At 43.8% G+C, this 16297-nt stretch carries 13 protein-coding genes; 2 read left to right on the top strand and 11 right to left on the bottom strand.

Features of this window, described 5'->3' with window-relative positions; all coding sequences use genetic code 11:
* Positions 1-20 precede the first annotated feature (20 nt).
* From MHI55_RS15815 to MHI55_RS15785, 7 genes are all read right to left on the bottom strand, one after another.
* Complete coding sequence (locus MHI55_RS15815; protein WP_340390521.1) at positions 21-1910, bottom strand: beta-glucoside-specific PTS transporter subunit IIABC; 1890 nt, start codon at positions 1908-1910, stop codon at positions 21-23.
* 178 nt (positions 1911-2088) lie between these two features.
* Positions 2089-2970 (bottom strand): LysR family transcriptional regulator, encoded by an 882-nt coding sequence (locus tag MHI55_RS15810; RefSeq protein ID WP_036615799.1) that lies wholly within the window; start codon positions 2968-2970, stop codon positions 2089-2091.
* 128 nt (positions 2971-3098) lie between these two features.
* The gene (locus MHI55_RS15805; RefSeq protein ID WP_282321407.1) at positions 3099-3854 is read right to left on the bottom strand and encodes a carboxymuconolactone decarboxylase family protein; all 756 of its coding nucleotides are present in this window, start codon (positions 3852-3854) and stop codon (positions 3099-3101) included.
* Between the two features lie 198 nt (positions 3855-4052).
* A complete protein-coding gene (locus MHI55_RS15800; protein WP_340390520.1) occupies positions 4053-5024 on the bottom strand; it encodes a hypothetical protein in 972 nt (323 codons plus the stop codon).
* On the bottom strand, positions 5024-5515 hold the full coding sequence (locus MHI55_RS15795; RefSeq protein WP_340390519.1) for a sigma-70 family RNA polymerase sigma factor: 492 nt from the start codon (positions 5513-5515) through the stop codon (positions 5024-5026). Before MHI55_RS15795 ends, MHI55_RS15800 begins: the two co-directional genes overlap by 1 nt.
* Before the next feature lie 184 nt (positions 5516-5699).
* Positions 5700-7280, bottom strand: coding sequence for a histidine-type phosphatase (locus MHI55_RS15790; RefSeq protein ID WP_340390518.1), 1581 nt, complete (start codon positions 7278-7280; stop codon positions 5700-5702).
* 239 nt (positions 7281-7519) lie between these two features.
* Complete coding sequence (locus MHI55_RS15785; protein ID WP_253508464.1) at positions 7520-7942, bottom strand: DUF3237 domain-containing protein; 423 nt, start codon at positions 7940-7942, stop codon at positions 7520-7522.
* Positions 7943-8093: 151 nt separating this feature from the next.
* On the opposite strand from MHI55_RS15785, the gene MHI55_RS15780 reads away from it, so the two are divergent.
* Together MHI55_RS15780 and MHI55_RS15775 are read left to right on the top strand one after the other, a co-directional pair.
* A complete protein-coding gene (locus MHI55_RS15780) occupies positions 8094-9296 on the top strand; it encodes an MFS transporter (protein ID WP_074095099.1) in 1203 nt (400 codons plus the stop codon).
* 16 nt (positions 9297-9312) lie between these two features.
* Positions 9313-9933, top strand: a complete 621-nt coding sequence (locus MHI55_RS15775) for a TetR/AcrR family transcriptional regulator (protein ID WP_243391223.1) — start codon at positions 9313-9315, stop codon at positions 9931-9933.
* Positions 9934-10024: 91 nt separating this feature from the next.
* Here the strand turns inward: MHI55_RS15775 and MHI55_RS15770 are convergent, their stop codons facing one another.
* The 4 genes from MHI55_RS15770 to MHI55_RS15755 form a co-directional block, all read right to left on the bottom strand.
* Positions 10025-12286 carry a glycoside hydrolase family 3 N-terminal domain-containing protein gene (locus tag MHI55_RS15770; protein ID WP_340390517.1) on the bottom strand — a complete coding sequence of 754 codons (2262 nt, stop codon included), beginning with the start codon at positions 12284-12286 and terminating at the stop codon, positions 10025-10027.
* 98 nt (positions 12287-12384) lie between these two features.
* Complete coding sequence (locus MHI55_RS15765) at positions 12385-13305, bottom strand: carbohydrate ABC transporter permease (protein WP_036615816.1); 921 nt, start codon at positions 13303-13305, stop codon at positions 12385-12387.
* Between the two features lie 15 nt (positions 13306-13320).
* Positions 13321-14262: an ABC transporter permease subunit gene (locus MHI55_RS15760; RefSeq protein ID WP_047844314.1), complete on the bottom strand. Its 942-nt coding sequence runs from the start codon at positions 14260-14262 to the stop codon at positions 13321-13323.
* A 321-nt stretch (positions 14263-14583) separates the two neighbouring features.
* Positions 14584-16260 carry an ABC transporter substrate-binding protein gene (locus tag MHI55_RS15755; RefSeq protein ID WP_340390516.1) on the bottom strand — a complete coding sequence of 559 codons (1677 nt, stop codon included), beginning with the start codon at positions 16258-16260 and terminating at the stop codon, positions 14584-14586.
* Positions 16261-16297: the final 37 nt, after the last annotated feature.

Here is a 16297-nt window from a genome sequence, read left to right as displayed (position 1 = left end):
ACTCCTAACCTGTAGTTTTGTTAAGCTTTGACAACCAACAATGTATTGTTAAAATCAATATTTTGGGGACTAGTCTCTGCGATCACATCCGAGTAACTATACGAATTGGTTACAATAACGGGCGTTTGAGTGACATATCCTTCTTGTCTGATTTTGTCCAGATCAAAAGTCAGCAAGGTCTGTCCTTTTGTAATTCTCTGACCTTCTTCAACGAACGCTTCAAAATATTTTCCGTTCAGCTTTACCGTATTTAAGCCGACATGAATAAGAATTTCGACTCCTTCATCGGATAATAGTCCAATAGCATGTTTCTTAGGAAATAGAGATACAATCATACCATCAAATGGAGCAATGACTTTCCCCTCGCTAGGTTCAATAGCAATTCCTTTACCCATTGCCTCTGAGGCAAACGCTGTATCTTGTACATCCTGAAGTTGAATAAGCTGACCTTTAAGTGGCGTTGCAATAACAGAATCTTTAATTGTAATGACTTCATCCGCAACCCCACTCCCTTCGTTCGCATTTGAAACAGTGTTCTGTGAAGGTGCATCTTTTTCATATTTCAAACTGAGCAAATAGGTAAGTACAGCAGTTACGACAGTTGTTATAACAAGTGCGATCAAAATGTTATATAGATTCCAGATATTTTCACCAATGTACAGAGGAATCGCCGGGATTCCTGAAGCGCCTGTTGCGTAACGAGAAACATCCATTAGCCCTGCAAAGAGTCCCCCACTAGCAGCTCCAATCATACCCGCGACAAGTGGGTATCTCTTCGGTAAATTTACGCCGTAAAGAGCTGGTTCCGTGATTCCCATCAACGCGGTGATCCCACTGGAAGCAGAAATTTGTTTTAATGCTTTATCCTTGGTTCTCATCCCTACAACTAATGCCGCAACACCTTGACCTATACAATTGATCATCGCTCCAGGACCGAGGATATTCTCATAACCTGATGTGGTGATTTGAGCAATGGATAGAGGAACAATATTATGGTGCAGCCCAAACATAACCAGTATTGGCCAGAAGGTTGCAACCAGGAAAATAACCAGCCAGCTACCATGTGCGGCCAAGAAGTCAAAGCCCATCGCTAAATACGTTCCGAAAAATGACCCCAGTGGTCCCAACACGGTTAAGGCAAGAATTCCCGTTACTAAAATAGTGCTCATGGGAACAAAAATAACTTTCACTGCATTCGGAATGATCCTTTTAAACAACGATTCAATATATGATTGTGACCAAACGATTAAGAGAATTGGAACTACAGAAGAACTATAAGATACAAGAGTTAGCGGGATTCCAAAAACACTTACGTCAGACCCATCCAAACGCAATTGCGTCAAGTTGGGATGGAGTAAAACACCGGCTAAAACGAGTGCTAAGACGGGACTGCATTTTAGTTTGTTTGCAGCTGAAAACGCCAGCAAGAATGGTAAAAAGTAGAAAATAGCATCTGACATAAGACTTACGATATAGTAGGTTTGGGAATCTTTTGAAATCCAGTTGAACAAAATAAGTAGAGCGAGTAATGCCTTGATCATACCAGCCCCAGCTATAGCAGGGACAATCGGACTAAATGTCCCCGAGACGAAATCGATTAATTTCCCCAAAATACTAACTTTCTTAACATCAGTTGGTTCACCCGATGAACTCGCGTTAGGTTGAAGATGCTTGATCACTTCTTTGTAAACGTCTTCAACATGTGTGCCGATGACGACTTGAAATTGTCCGCCGCTCTCAACCGCATCAATAACACCGTCAAACGATTTAAGCGCTTTTTGATCTGCTTTATTAGTATCATTCAGTGCAAATCTAAGCCTAGTCATACAGTGAGTCAGAGTGGATACATTCTCACTACCGCCCACTTTCTCTACAATATCTTGAGCCAACTTCTCGTATTTCTTGCTCATCCAATAATGCCCCCTCTTGTTGTTGCCATCTAAATGAATGAGACCAAAAGCGCTCTAAATAACTTCTCTTTGCAATAAAAAAAGCTATTTATCTGAAATACATAAAGGCTGCATTCATTACACCTTTAAAATATCATCTGATAAACAGCTATAGCCAATACCTATAATTCATACTTTATTATGCCTGAAAGGCATGCCTGATATGTTCCAAAAAACGTACCTCCGTTTGACTGAATACCTTATGTTTTTTCCAGACAATCACTGTTGGAAACTGAAGTTCCGGTTGAAAAGGTCTGAAGCATAATGTGTCAGACTGCTTCATTGCAAGCGCACCCTCAATACAGATGGCCGTCCCTAACCCCTCCTCTACGAGGTTAAGTATGTTAGATATTAAATTATAGGTCGCAACAAAGTTTAAATGTGCATACTCATCGGCAAACCAGCTTGCAATCTCATTCTGTACGACAGATCGGCTGGATATGAGCAGAGGCACTCCGGCTAAATCGGTTGAAGTGACATATTCTTTCTGGGCAAGAGGTGATGAGGTCTTCATAAGGACTCCCCAGCGTTCCTTCTGGGGCAGTCTGATGAAATCGTATTTCTCAATGTGAATGGGCTCTAACAAAATGCCCACATCGAGCAGTCCTTTATCGATTCGCTCCTTTATGTCATCCCCCGTTCCACTATAGATGTGATATTTAACCTGCGGATACTCCATATTGAAGTCTTTTAATAATTGTAAAATAACATTGGACGTTAATGATTCAACACTCCCGATCGATATGGTTCCTCCAACCAGATTGTTCTGATCTTTAAACTCTTTCTCTGTTTTATCCGCAAGAGTGAGAATTTCTTCTGCTCTTTGACGTAGAAGCATGCCTGCATCTGTAAGTGTTATTTTACTTTTACCTCGTATAAACAATTGAGTTTCTAAATTTTTTTCCAGATCAGCCAACTGTCTGCTTAACGTTGGCTGTGTCACATGTAAGATCGTTGCAGCATGTGTGATATTTTCTACTCGAGCTACTGTCAAAAAATATCGAAGTACTCTTAACTCCATAATTCCTCCTGATTTACGTTCATTTAAGTATCTACTGAATCATTCATTTCTTTACTATACCTTCCTGTTAACCAGAAGAAGACAGTTGATTGGGATAATCAACTGTCTGTTGTTTCAAATAAAGAAGATTATTTCTCTGGAATGATCTCATTAACGCAGGCTAAAGCATTTAGTGTTCTAGGAAATCCCATGTAGGGAAGGCAGTGAGTTAGAGCGGTGATCATGGTTTCTTTATTATTGCCAACATTGATGTTACCCTGAACGTGTGCTTTGACTTGACTATCCGCACCTCCGAGTGCACTTAGTATACAAAGGGTAAGGAGCTCTCGTGTTTTCAGATCCAGACCTCCGCGGGTATAGAAGTCTCCAAAACAAAATGCTGAAAGATAGTCCTGTATATGCTTCTGATTTGACGGGGCATTTTCCCGGTTTTTCTCAATAATATCGCCAAAAATCTCTTTTTGAATACCAAGTCCTTTGTCAAAGCGATTATCTTCTTCAACCCGTTTTTGACTTTCAAGAGGCAGTGCAACATTTCGCTCTTTGAACACTTCATTCATTTCCGATATGGCATTTAAGGTTTTGGGGAATCCCAAATAAGGTGCGCATTGATAGATTGCTTCTTGGATCTCCGTTGGAGTCAACCCAACATTTAGCGCTGCACGAGTATGTGCTTTGAGCTGTGGCAACGTTTGATTAGTAGCCAGTACGACCAAAGTAATAAGCTCTCGTTGCTTATCGTCAAGAGTACCTTGATCAAAAATTTCACCAAATATGAAGCGACTTAATATGTCCTGAAATTCAGGATCTGTAGCATATGCCGCTGGAACTCCCTCGCCGAATAACCTTTTATATGTTTCCTGGCTCTTTTCGATTCGATTCATATTCATCTAACCTCCTGTTTCTTTTTAGTTAAAACTAGGTGTACCCATTTTATATTGAAAGAGGAAAGAATCCATATCCTATTCATATCATTTTATTGCCTAATCCTATCAAATGATTGTTTGTTGATGAAAAAAGCGAACAAAGCACTTGCGTGCCCTGTTCGCTCTTCTTGGTGCAGCCATATTACTGTCTTCACCTTACTCGCCCAAGCTGTTCCAGAATGATTGGAAAGCGCCTTTCTCCACTTCCAGGAATGCCGGAACATTACCATAACGCACCAGACCTTCACCGAATAGAACCAGTGGGACCTGCGTTTTATCTTCCAGCGTGAGATAGATGATCTTGCGATCTTCCTTGCCGTAGAGGTTCTCTTCCAACTCTGGGCTCGTTGCGATTGGTTTGGCAGCATTTAGCGATGAGATGAAGCTTTCCAGTGATTCATCCGCTGCTAACGGTTGAAGCTGCTGCAATCCATTATTCCAGCTGTTAAACGTCTCCCATTGCGCCGAGGCGATGTTGCCTTCGAGATGAAGCTTGCCGATCAGGTCGGCACCAGTACCAATGGTGATCCCGTTGTTCTTGTCGAATAACTGAGCATACACCTGACCATCGATCTCGGTGTAGGACATGATGCGGAAGTCCTTGTCATAGCCATTGACCGCATAGATGTCTGCTTCGCCAATGTTGGAAGCAAGCTCCGTATATTTATCCTGGCCGCTCAGTTCATTGATGCCACCAGTTGTAGTGCCAAGCTTCTCACCCCGCAGGTTGAGTGCATTTGCGCCTTCAAGCAATGTTGGGGACTGCGTATATACGTTTCCTCCATATACAACCAGTTGCATCATATCAGCCATCGCGCCTTTGCCCTGTGAACTCGGCAACTCCATCTTCGGAATCACGATCGGGTCAAACGAAGCGCCTGGAGTCACCGCTGCCACCTGTGGTGTTGGTGCGGCTGGTCCATTGAATTGTTGCCATACACTTGGCGCAGCCAATCCAATGCTGGCAGCGATAACAACACTTGCTGCAATGTATAGTGGTTTACGTTGACGTTTTGGTCCCTGATGTTGCGTGTTTAAGGATTGCTCTACCCGTTTTTTCATTTGCTCGTTTGTTTTCATATGATCCACCGCTTTCTTGTAGTTTTGTTTGAATTGTTCTTCGTTCATTACAGTTCCTCTCCTTCCAGCTCCAGTTTTAACAGCTGTCTTCCTCGTTTCAATCTCATTTTCACTGCTGATTCGCTAATCTCCAGGATCTCGCTGATTTCTCGGATCGGATAATCTTCGTAATAATACAGATGAACCACCGATCTATACTTGACGGGCAGTGACAGCACAAGTTCGATCAGCGCGTGATCTTCAGGGTTGTCTGTTGTAAGAGCATCGACTCCCTCCAGCTTGACCTCCCGTTTGCGCCAGCCTCTGCCTAATAAGGATTTGCAATGATTGGTGATGACCCGAATCAACCATGCTTTTTGATGCTCCGCATCGTTGAATGTAGGGGCTTTTTCTATTAGTTTGATGAAGGTATCCTGAGTGGCTTCCTCCGCGTCTTCTCGTCTGCCGAGGTGCACCATGGCAATCCGGAACAGCGTATCCGCGTATGTCTCATAGACTTTCATCACATGATCGCCCAGCTGGGGCACTGATCGCTGCATGGTTGTTATGCCCTCCTTTATACCTCTAACACTCTTACGGACGGCATTTGGTCACATTTTGTTTTAGGATTTTTTTATTGGTCCATTTCATTCAAAATGCAAAAAAAGAAAGCAGCTCCATGAAAAGGAGTTGCTTTCTTCATCTTCGTCTTTATTTTCATATAAAATGCATATCGTTCACCAACTAGAATTTCTTCTGTAATAGCTCAATGTTGTCTTCCAAACTGCTGTCCAAGCTTACGCCTACCTTCTGCAGTTTGTTTTCGTAATATGTCTTCACATCTTCCCATTTATAGTATGGATAGGTCTTTGTTTCAATCGGGAACGCGATCTCTTCTTCATTTCTAAGCATTTTCACGAGAACATCCTTACCATTGGAATACAGAATCCATTGGATATTTGCTCCCATCGGTGAGATAACCGAGCCATTCCAGTTTTGGGTCACGTCCTGCGGTTTGTCGATACTCACATTAGCTCCTGCGATATCCAGGAATGAAGATAGTGGAATGATGGTTTCTGCGTGAGCAAAACGAAATATACCAGCCGTGTCTTTCTGCTGAATGGACTGTTCGGTAGACACGATCAACTCTTTGAACAGAGGTGAAATGATATTTTGCGGCAGATCCGTTGACGTTAAAGATGGACCTTTTTCATAAAAGTCATTGATATTGTCAATGCTCTCGTACCATCTCAACTGATTAGCCGTGAAATACCGCCCGAATTCGAAGTCACCTTCTCCTTTAATATTCGAAGATATGATGTAGAGTTCGTATAAATTAGAAGCAGCCTCGGTTGGGTTGCTGAGCTTCACTTTTCCCTTCTCATCTTTCAGTTCAAACTCTCCAGCGTTCAGCCGTTGATAGAAGTCATCAGAGAAAAATTGCAGAAGGACCTCTTTTGCATAAAGCGTTCCAGTGCTCTGTGTGACATAATCCTCGTATAACTTAACCCAGTCTCCATCTTCTACGTACTCATTATACTTTGTCGCTAGGTCGTAGGGCCGTAGATAGGGGTCTTTCCCTTCTTCAAAAGCTGAAGCCAGAATGTCAACCTTGTTATCTCCCAAGCTTTCCTTTAACCCGTCAATAAACTGATCTCTGCTCTGCGGCGTTCGATCTTTGAAGGTTGCTTGTGCAATCACTTTTTTATCCGATGTAAATAGTTCTTTGAAATTCTGCCCAACTCTGGCCCCTATTCCTTTCAATTCTTCCCCACCCGTAGTGGATAACAATCCATAATGATCTTTTTCAACCTTCATCAGATTGCCAATTTCCTTCTTCAGCTCTTTGCCCAGATTAGTGATCTGCCCGTCCTTTTCAGCGATGTCGAGCAGTTCAAATAACGTCTTGTCGTACTTGGAACTGGATAGATGTCTGGAACCATGTCTCCCTATGTAGTTAATAAATATGGGTTCATATCCAATAGGAGCTTTTGTATAACTTGTTTCCTTAAAAGGATATGGCGTTTTGGTACCGCGGTATCCCTGCTGATCGTTAATTTTAGCTCCAACAAATACCGATTGGGTGTTGTTATCCCAGTCTACCTCTTGCCCCAAGGCTTCACCAATCGCTCTTGCAGGTACATAAGTAACCCCATTGTAGAGAAATGATTCGCCTTCCACCCTTTGACCGTTCACAACCACATTAGCCGATTGTTCAGAAACTTCGATCATGCGTTTGGAGCCTGCACCATATGCGTCAAATACACTTACAGACGTTAAGATGGCGAGTGATGCTACTGAAATCCCGATTTTTTTGATCATCATAATGAATAGTTTTCTCCTTATTCCGCCTGATATTGGTTTATTTTCGCTCATCATACTATAGGTGAGCAGTGTCTGCGCCGTATCCATCCTATGTTAATTAATTGTAAAAGAGTACATATAAATATTGACGTAAAGTCTCATACAACAAAAAGAGCCGCTCCTTAGCGACTCTGACTTTTCATTATAGAAAGCTATCTTCTCTGCCATACAATAAAAAGATAATTGCTATTTGCCCCGCATTACAGCGGTTTTCTATATATTTTTATATCTATCCCTGACTCCGTCGGATGACCTTCTCCAATAAGTGTCTCACGGTTCAAGAAGGATAAGGCTTTGCTGTCTGTAATCATTTTGGGGGAAGTACGAAATAAAGCAGTTTTCAGCGTTTTATCAATATTTCCGTTATTTTCGATATAAATTTTGCAGGAATGACCTGTGTTGTCGGTCCCTTGGAGCATGTATCTTGCCGATAGCGTATGCGGGTCACCATTCTTCCCGATGATCTGCGTATCCACTCCTCCACCCAGCACAATTCCCTCAAAGTACTTTCCGGTTACGCTGCCTGTAAAAGTAATCATGACAACCGAATCATCTTCGCTATTCTGTAAATCAAATGATTCTTCGATGTTCACATGTACCGTAAACAATTCCTCTAATTTCACGTGTTCCCACCTCCGTATGAATTCAATTATAACTCTACTCATTAGACTGCTTCACTAAAAAAAAAGATTTACATATTTCCTTCAAATCATTTAAAATGGTTTACACAATGTAAAGGTTAACAAGTTGTAAATGAAGGGGTTAATGACGTACATGAGTACATTACCAAAATCAGTTCGCTTTCCACTGTTCATTCTGATGTTAAATCTGTTTATCGCTTTATTGGGGCAAGGGATGATCATCCCCATATTGCCGGAGTATTTGAAGCTTTTTCATGCGGGAGGCACAGTAGCAGGATTTTTAGTTGCAGCCTTTGGTGCTGCTCAATTCTTCTTTTCACCTCTCGGGGGACAACTGTCTGATCGATTTGGACGCAAAAAGTTGATCATCGCAGGTATGTTTCTGTCTGTCATTTCAGATATCATCTTTGCGCTGTCGACGTCATTACCGTTCCTCTATGTCGCACGGTTTATCGGTGGAATCAGTCTTGGTTTAATGGTTCCTGCCAACCTCGCATACGTCGCCGATATTACAACGCCAGAGACACGTGCAAAAGGCATGGGCTATTTCGGCGCAGCTATGAACTTGGGGATGGTTCTCGGACCTGGTCTGGGCGGTCTCATCGCCGAGATGGGCATCCGCATGCCCTATTTCTTCGCAGCGGGTCTGGGACTGATTGCGGCCCTGATGACGCTGCTATTGCCTGAGACACTTCCCCCCGAGAAAAGAACGGTCTCCATCCGTCTTCAAAAAGGAGATCACTTGGGCAAGAAAATCTGGAGTTCTTTTAAAGTCCCCTATTTCAAATACTTGATTGTGTTGCTTGTCATGACCTTTGGTCTCATGAGTTATGAGACAGTATTCGCGCTTTTTGCAGAGCAAAAATACGGATTCGACGCTGCAACAATCTCCATCATTATTACTTTGGGCGCAATTATCGGTATCGTTGTGCAGATCTGGCTTTTGGATTGGTTCGTACAGAGAATAGGTGAAGTTAAGTTGATCCGTCTCTCCTTAATAATCACACCCATAGCTTTATTGTTAATGTTAATTAAGGTCAACCTTGTGTTTCTGTTGTTCGCTTCTGCGTTATTCTTTGCCTTTAATTCGTTTTTACGACCTTCGGTCAGCACGTTAATATCCAAAAATGCAGGAGATCGGCAAGGTTATGCATCGGGTCTGAATACTACATTTTCCAGTCTCGGCACGGTGATTGGGCCGCTGATCGCAGGACTATTGTTTGACAAAAACATAAACTTCCCGTATATTTTTGGTGCAATTATGCTACTCGCTTCTCTCGGACTGACCTTGAACGCATTTCGTTCGAAGAAAGGACAATTGTATACAAGTGAATGAAAACTGGCATCAACAATTGGGAAATAAACATCGTGATGATTTGATTGCAGCAGGTAAGGAGCTTTTTTTGAAATATGGATTGCTCCAGGTGAAGATTAAGGATGTATGTACGAAAGCTGAACTTAGTAGAGTGACCTTTTATAAACATTTCCAGTCAATGGATGAACTTCTTCTAGCCATTCAGATGCAACTGATCGAACATTTAACGGATGAGGTTAGCCGTGCTTCAACGAAGGACTTAAACGGGCGGGAACAACTCACGGTTATGTTGAATGCATGGGTTGTTTATGCCGAGAATCATCCAGACTACATCCGGTTTATTCAATTGTTTGATATCAACTATGAGATGTATGATTTTAGCCCTGAATTAAGAGAAGAGTATGATAAGTTCAACCAGAACGGGAAAGAAAATCATTTCCTGATGGACGCTTTATCCCAAGGTGTTGTTGACGGCAGTATTAAGAACCCATCTCCTCCGCTGGATCTGGCTCAGTTTATCTTCACAACGATGATGGGCATGCTCCAGCGCATGGTAACTATTCGTGGTGCTCATGATAATTCATTGGATATGCGGATGACGGAGCAATTTGTGAAGATGCTGCTCCATTTTGTTTGTAGCGAAGAAATACCCGAGTGATGGCATGGTACATGGTTCGATAAAACAAAAGTTTGAAATAAAAAACGGATTCCGTATGCTGGAATCCGTTTTTTTCTTCATTAATTAAGCGTTAATCCGTTAGTACGGGTAATTGTCCTCCAGCTTTTAGTTGACCAAGCAATACTTTGATCCCGGCAGACGTATTTGGCTCCTGCTTTCCATACACAGCAATTCCTGAGCGCACGTTCTGCAAATAGATCGTTTCGTAAGGGTTACCGAGAGACAACAGCGTGTATCGCTGATTACTCTTGTTCATTGCATTAATCAAGGTTTGATAATCACTCCACCCGAACTGGCTGGCCACATTGCGGAATTGGTAAGAAGCAAGAATGACATAATTGGCTTTGCCAATCGCCTGGAGCGTTTCATTCATGTTGCCTTGTCCAACAAGTGATATTTCAGTCTTTAACGACAGGTTATTAGCGGCTTGCAACAGTTGTTTCTCAAGCTGTTTCGCCTGTTCCTGCTCGGCTGCGACAATAACAACCCGGTCGCCTTGCTGAATTGGATCAGGAAGCACACCTTCGCGACTGCTGAGTACAGTGACCGCTCGCTCTGCGATTGTCTGCTCCACTGCTCGGTGCGCCTTCGATCCGATGATACCGTTAAGCTGAGTTAGCTTTTGCGCAAGAGTTTGACTGCGTTCAAATAAACCATATTTCGCTTTCATCTCCAAGATTCGTTTCACAGATGCATGTATGGTTTCATCCTTGATCGTTCCATTGTTCACCGCGTTTACCAGCGTTTGATGGGCCGCTGCTGAATCTTTTGGCATAAGGATGATATCAACACCTGCGGAAACGGCGCGTTCTACCGATTGATTCTCCCCAAAATGCTCTGCAATTGCATTCATTGTAAAGGCATCAGACACAATGAGACCTTCGTATCCAAGCTCTCCGCGAAGAAGTCCTGTCAGTACCTTTTTCGATAAGGTGGCAGGAATCGGCACACGTTCACCGTCTTTGAGCGAAGTGACATGTTCGTTGTCTATGGCAGGGAAAGCAATATGCGCGGTCATAATCATCTCTACCCCATTTTCAATCGCAGCCCGAAACGGTTTTAATTCGACCGCATCAAGCCGTTCTCGGTTATGGGCAAGCACAGGCATACCAAGATGGGAATCTACCGTTGTATCTCCATGTCCCGGAAAATGCTTAACTGCCGCCATCACCCCTGATTGCTGTAGCCCTTTTATTGTTGCCAGACCAAGCCGTGTCACCAAATCCGCATCCGAGCCAAACGACCGTATACCAATGATGGGGTTATCTGGATTGCTATTGATGTCCAGCACTGGCGCAAAATTAATCTGCAGTCCCAGTGCCTTCAGCTCCTTCCCTGTCAGCTGACCAGCTGCTTCGGCTAGTGTTGCATCTCCAGTTGCGCCAAGCGCCATCTGACCGGGAAGGTTCGTACCTCCTGGTATTCGTTTAATAACGCCTCCTTCTTGGTCAATGCTAAGAAATAGAGGAATGTCACCTGCTTCTCTTTGTATATCATGTGTGAACGTTGTAAGCTGCGTCACGTCTGCAATATTTTTGTCAAATAGAATGAGTCCGCCTAAGTCCTGATCATGAATAGTGCGCTTCAGCCCCTCATTGACAGTCGTTGTCGCTTTATTATTCCATTGCCTAATGTCGGGCATAAGCATCTGACCAACTTGCTCACTTACCGTCATATAGGATATCAGTTTGTCCCAATCTTGTGTCCGAATGGCCACTTCACGTTCGAAGCGAATTACTCTCGCCATAAATACGGCATATTCAGCGCGCGTGACAGCTTGGTTCGGACGGAAGGTGGCATCTGAATAACCGCCGACCAAGCCGTTTGAACTCATAATAAGAATGGGTGCTGCTGCCCAATGCCTGTCCGTGTCTGTCCATTTTGCGGCGTTCTTACCTTCCACGAGTGCATATGCCCGTGTAAGGAAGGCCGCAGTCTCTGCGCGGCTAAGTGGTACATCCGGACGGAAAGTTCCGTTAGGAAAACCACTTGCAAGTCCATTTTTAGCAGCTATCATGATTTCTCGATGGAAAGGATGTGTAGTTGGAACATCGGAATAAGTTGTGCCTTCCACTGCTCTTTGAAGCTGATCTGAATAGAGCTCGCGCACCATAAAAGTGACAGCTTGTGCCCTTGTCACAAGTGCCTCTGGCTTGAAGATCCCATTGCCGTATCCGGCTACTGTTCCCCGTTTCGCCATATACGTGATGCCATCCTCTGCCCACTTTGAATACTTTAGATCAACAAACGTTTCTTCCGCAGCTGCCGTTCCCACCCCTATAAGCATAGAGCCAACAACGGCACCAATAATCGTCATCCATTTTACATGCATTTGTTTCACTCCTGTTGTATTCTATGGATGAATAGACGTTACTACGGTATAGTTTGTTGCGTTTTCATAAGTTCAATGAAATTATATTCAGGTCATGACTATCCCTTCACGCCACCAATCGTCATACCCTGGACAAAGTATTTCTGTAAGAACGGATACACCATCAGAATAGGAACACTTGCAATAATGGTCATGGTCGCTCGAATCGAGGTTGGTGTGACCGCCGTTGCATTGCTTTCGGCAGACTGATAAGCATCACTTGCTGATGAAGTCGCTGAGGTTGTCGAAGTTTGCAGAATCTTCATCAACTCATATTGCAATGTGCTTAATTCTTTATTGGAAGAGTTGTACAGGAATACATCGAACCAGGAATTCCATTGTCCCACAGCTACAAAGAGTGATACGGTTGCCATTGCGGGAATTGTTAGCGGCAGGACAACGCGGATAAATGTCGTGAACTCCCCTGCCCCGTCAATACGGGCTGACTCCAGAATGCCTTCAGGAAGACCCTCAATAAATGAACGGATGACGATCATATTGAAGACACCGATTACACCCGGAATGATATATACCCAGAAGGAACCGATCAATCCAAGGTCTCGAATCAGCAGATAACCGGGGATCAACCCCCCGCTGAAATACATGGTGAATACAAAAAACATTGTAACAAACTTGCGAAGCACAAATTCCTGACGACTAACCGTATACGCGAGCATGGCTGTACAGAAGACGGACACCACGGTTCCAATGATCGTACGCAGCGCCGAGATCAGAGTTGCGTGATAAATATCGGATTCGCCAAAAATGTATTTGTAGTTGTCCAGTGTCCATACACGAGGCCATAGATATATTCCACCCCGAATGGCATCATTTGCATTATTGAAAGATACGGCAATCATATTAACAAAGGGATAGATCGTCACAATCATCAGACATACCATGAAGATGATGTTAAAAGTGTCAAACGCTCGATCCCCGGTGCTGCTATTCCGCAAGCGAGATGTGTTTCCTTTACGCATGGCATAGGCCTCCTTTTAGAATAGTCTGCTCTCTCCCATTTTTTTCGCTATATAGTTCGCTGAGAAAAGGAAGATGAAGCTGACCACCGTTTTGAATATGCCAGCTGCTGTACCTAAGGAAAAGTTCCCCATCCCTAATCCATATTTGAGTACAAAGATGTCCAGATTCTCCGAATAGTCCATATTCATCCCGTTACCCAGCAGATATTGCGGTTCGAATCCGGATTCAAGAATACTTCCCATGTTCATGATCAACAAGATCACAATAACCGGTTTCAAGCCAGGCAGGGTGATATATAACATCCGTTTGAAGCGACTGGCTCCATCAATCTCGGCAGCCTCATATTGCGCAGGATCAATTGCCGTAATTGCTGCCAGATAGATAATGGTGTTCCAACCGACATCTTTCCAGACCTCAGTTGCCCCCAGAATACCCCAGAAGTATTCTCCTTTCCCCATCCATAGTACCGGACTGTCAATCAGGTGAAGCTTCATCAGCAGCAGATTGATAATTCCGTCTGGTGACAGGACTGTTAATACAATGCTGGAAGCAACAACCCACGAGATAAAGTGAGGCAGATAACTGACGGTTTGCACAAAACGTTTAAATATGACATTTTTCAGCTCATTCAACAAGAGAGCCAGCGTAATTGCTGTCACAAATCCCAACACCAGTTTAATGGAACTCATAACGAGTGTATTTCGCAGCACCCGGTAGAAGGTATTGTCTTCAAATAACGTACTAAAATGTTGCCAACCTACCCATTGCTGATCCGAGAAGGACCTTGCCGGTTTGAAATTCTGAAAAGCCATGGTCCATCCCCATAACGGCAGGTACTTGAAGATAAAAGCCCAGATGACAAAAGGAATACACATCCAGGCAAGCGTTCGTTGCTGCACAAGTCGCTTAAAGAACGAGTGTGCTCTGGTTCCCTTCGGACTCGAGGCCGGAGGCATCGAGTTAAGGGAGACATTAGGTTTCTCCACGGTGAACCTGCTCCTTTCCTGTGCTGTTATTCATGCGAGGAGAAGCCGGAGTTTATGCTCTTTCGTCTTCTCCTGCGCATGTAACAGTTTGTTTTAAAGAGGTTGTTCAAAAAGTCCGCTTTTGATTACGAAAGACGCCTTGCGGCATCATCAGCATCGAATATGGAATTCAGCCGAAATGTCCGTTGCTCACGTAGTTTTCCCTCCGCTCCGCTACTCCATTTCTAGCTTCATCCCATCTTCTTGGTACTGAAAACCGGTCTTATTGAACACGCACTTAAAGTGTTCGTATTACCATTTTCCTGCTACACGATCCTTCACAACTTTGGTAATGGTCGCTTCATAACCAGCTTTATCCAATTTGTTCAGTTCAGCCATGTAGGCATCCCACAATTTATCAAAATTCGATGGCGCTCCCAAGATCATCTCCGGCAAGTATTTACGTTGCAGATCATCCGATTTGGTCGTGAAGATCTGTTCAGGTGATCCTTGCTCCAATGCGATGGACCATGCCGGGAACCAAGGCCGCTCTTCCGGTTTGTTAAACAATTCACTAAAGGTTTGGATACCGTAGGCTTCAAGGAATTTCTTATCTCCCTCGGTGTAAGATGCAGCGGCCACTTCCGGCTGGTTGCCAGGGCTATAAGCGTTACCATCGGTTAGTGTAGATTCACCGCCATATTTCGGCCAGTCTGTCCCAAAGTAGGTGAACCCGAATTTACGGCTGAGCTCCAGATCATCATGAGCCTTGCGTTGATCTTCATTTGCATAATAGAATCGGCCCTTTTCATCCACACTGTACGTCTCATCCTTGATTCCCCATTGCACCAGAACCTGATTCTCTTCCTTCAGCAAATTATCAAAATATTTGATGATACGAACAGGGTCTTTGGCATTCACCGAGATGCCTGTTGCATAGTTGTTGACAAAGCCCGGAGGATCAACATACTGATCCTTAATTCCTTCATCAAACACAATCGGAAGTGGAGCGTAGCGCTTCTCATCAATGCCTGCCGAGAGCAGGTTTTTCGACGCATCTCCAATTTGCCAGCCGTAATTGAAGTATCCTAGCACACGACCCGAAGTCAGCTTGGCCAAATACTGGTCTTTGTTCATCGTAAAGGATTCTGGATCAAGCATGCCTTGAGCATTGATTTCATTTAACTTCTGAATCCATTTTTTCTGAGCATCTGTTCCCGCGACGACTTTTGCTTCATGGGTTGTCATGTCCACCATGACACTGCCATCGTTCGGATAACCGGCGAGATGCATCGCTGGATTTTGCAAGGTGAAGAAGTTATTGGCCACACCCGCAAGTGACACAAATCCGATTGTGTCTGCACCGTCGACAGTTGGATGTTTTTCCTTATAATCCTGAATTAGATCAAAATATTCATCCAGTGTAGTGATCTTGGGATAATCAAACTCTTTGAGCACAGATCGTTGAATCCAGAAAGCTCCTCCGCCCACATTTGGACTACCTGAATACTCACCCTGATTAGCCGTATAAGGCAGGGCATAGATTTTTCCATCTTCGGCATTTTTCATTTTATCGAAATATGGTCCATACACCCTTTTGATATTAGGACCGTATTCCTCAATCAGATCATCCAGCGGAATATAGGCACCTGCATCCAGTAACTTGGACATCTCACCACTGGAGCTAATGACATCAGGATAGTCTCCACTGGCAATCATGACACCGGCTTTTGTAGCACTATCACCTACCAGATATTCCATCTTCCAGTCCACACCCGTCTGCTCTTGCAACGCTTTACCGATGGTAGTTTCGCTTGCCAGAACATCCTTCTTGCCTGGAGAGAACATGTAATACGAGAACGTGACTGGACTGTTCTCATCATCACCTGTGTCTGAAGGTGATGATGACGAGTTGTTCTGACTGCATCCAGCCAGCAAAGCTGTTAGTAATACAGCTAAACCCGCTGTTCTAAATTTTGGTTTTAACATGTGAATATTCCCCCGTTCCGTGTTTTCCCTTATGGAT

Source organism: Paenibacillus sp. FSL E2-0151 (assembly GCF_037993015.1).
GTDB classification, from domain to species: domain Bacteria; phylum Bacillota; class Bacilli; order Paenibacillales; family Paenibacillaceae; genus Paenibacillus; species Paenibacillus amylolyticus.
This window is presented reverse-complemented; position numbering and strand designations above follow the sequence as displayed.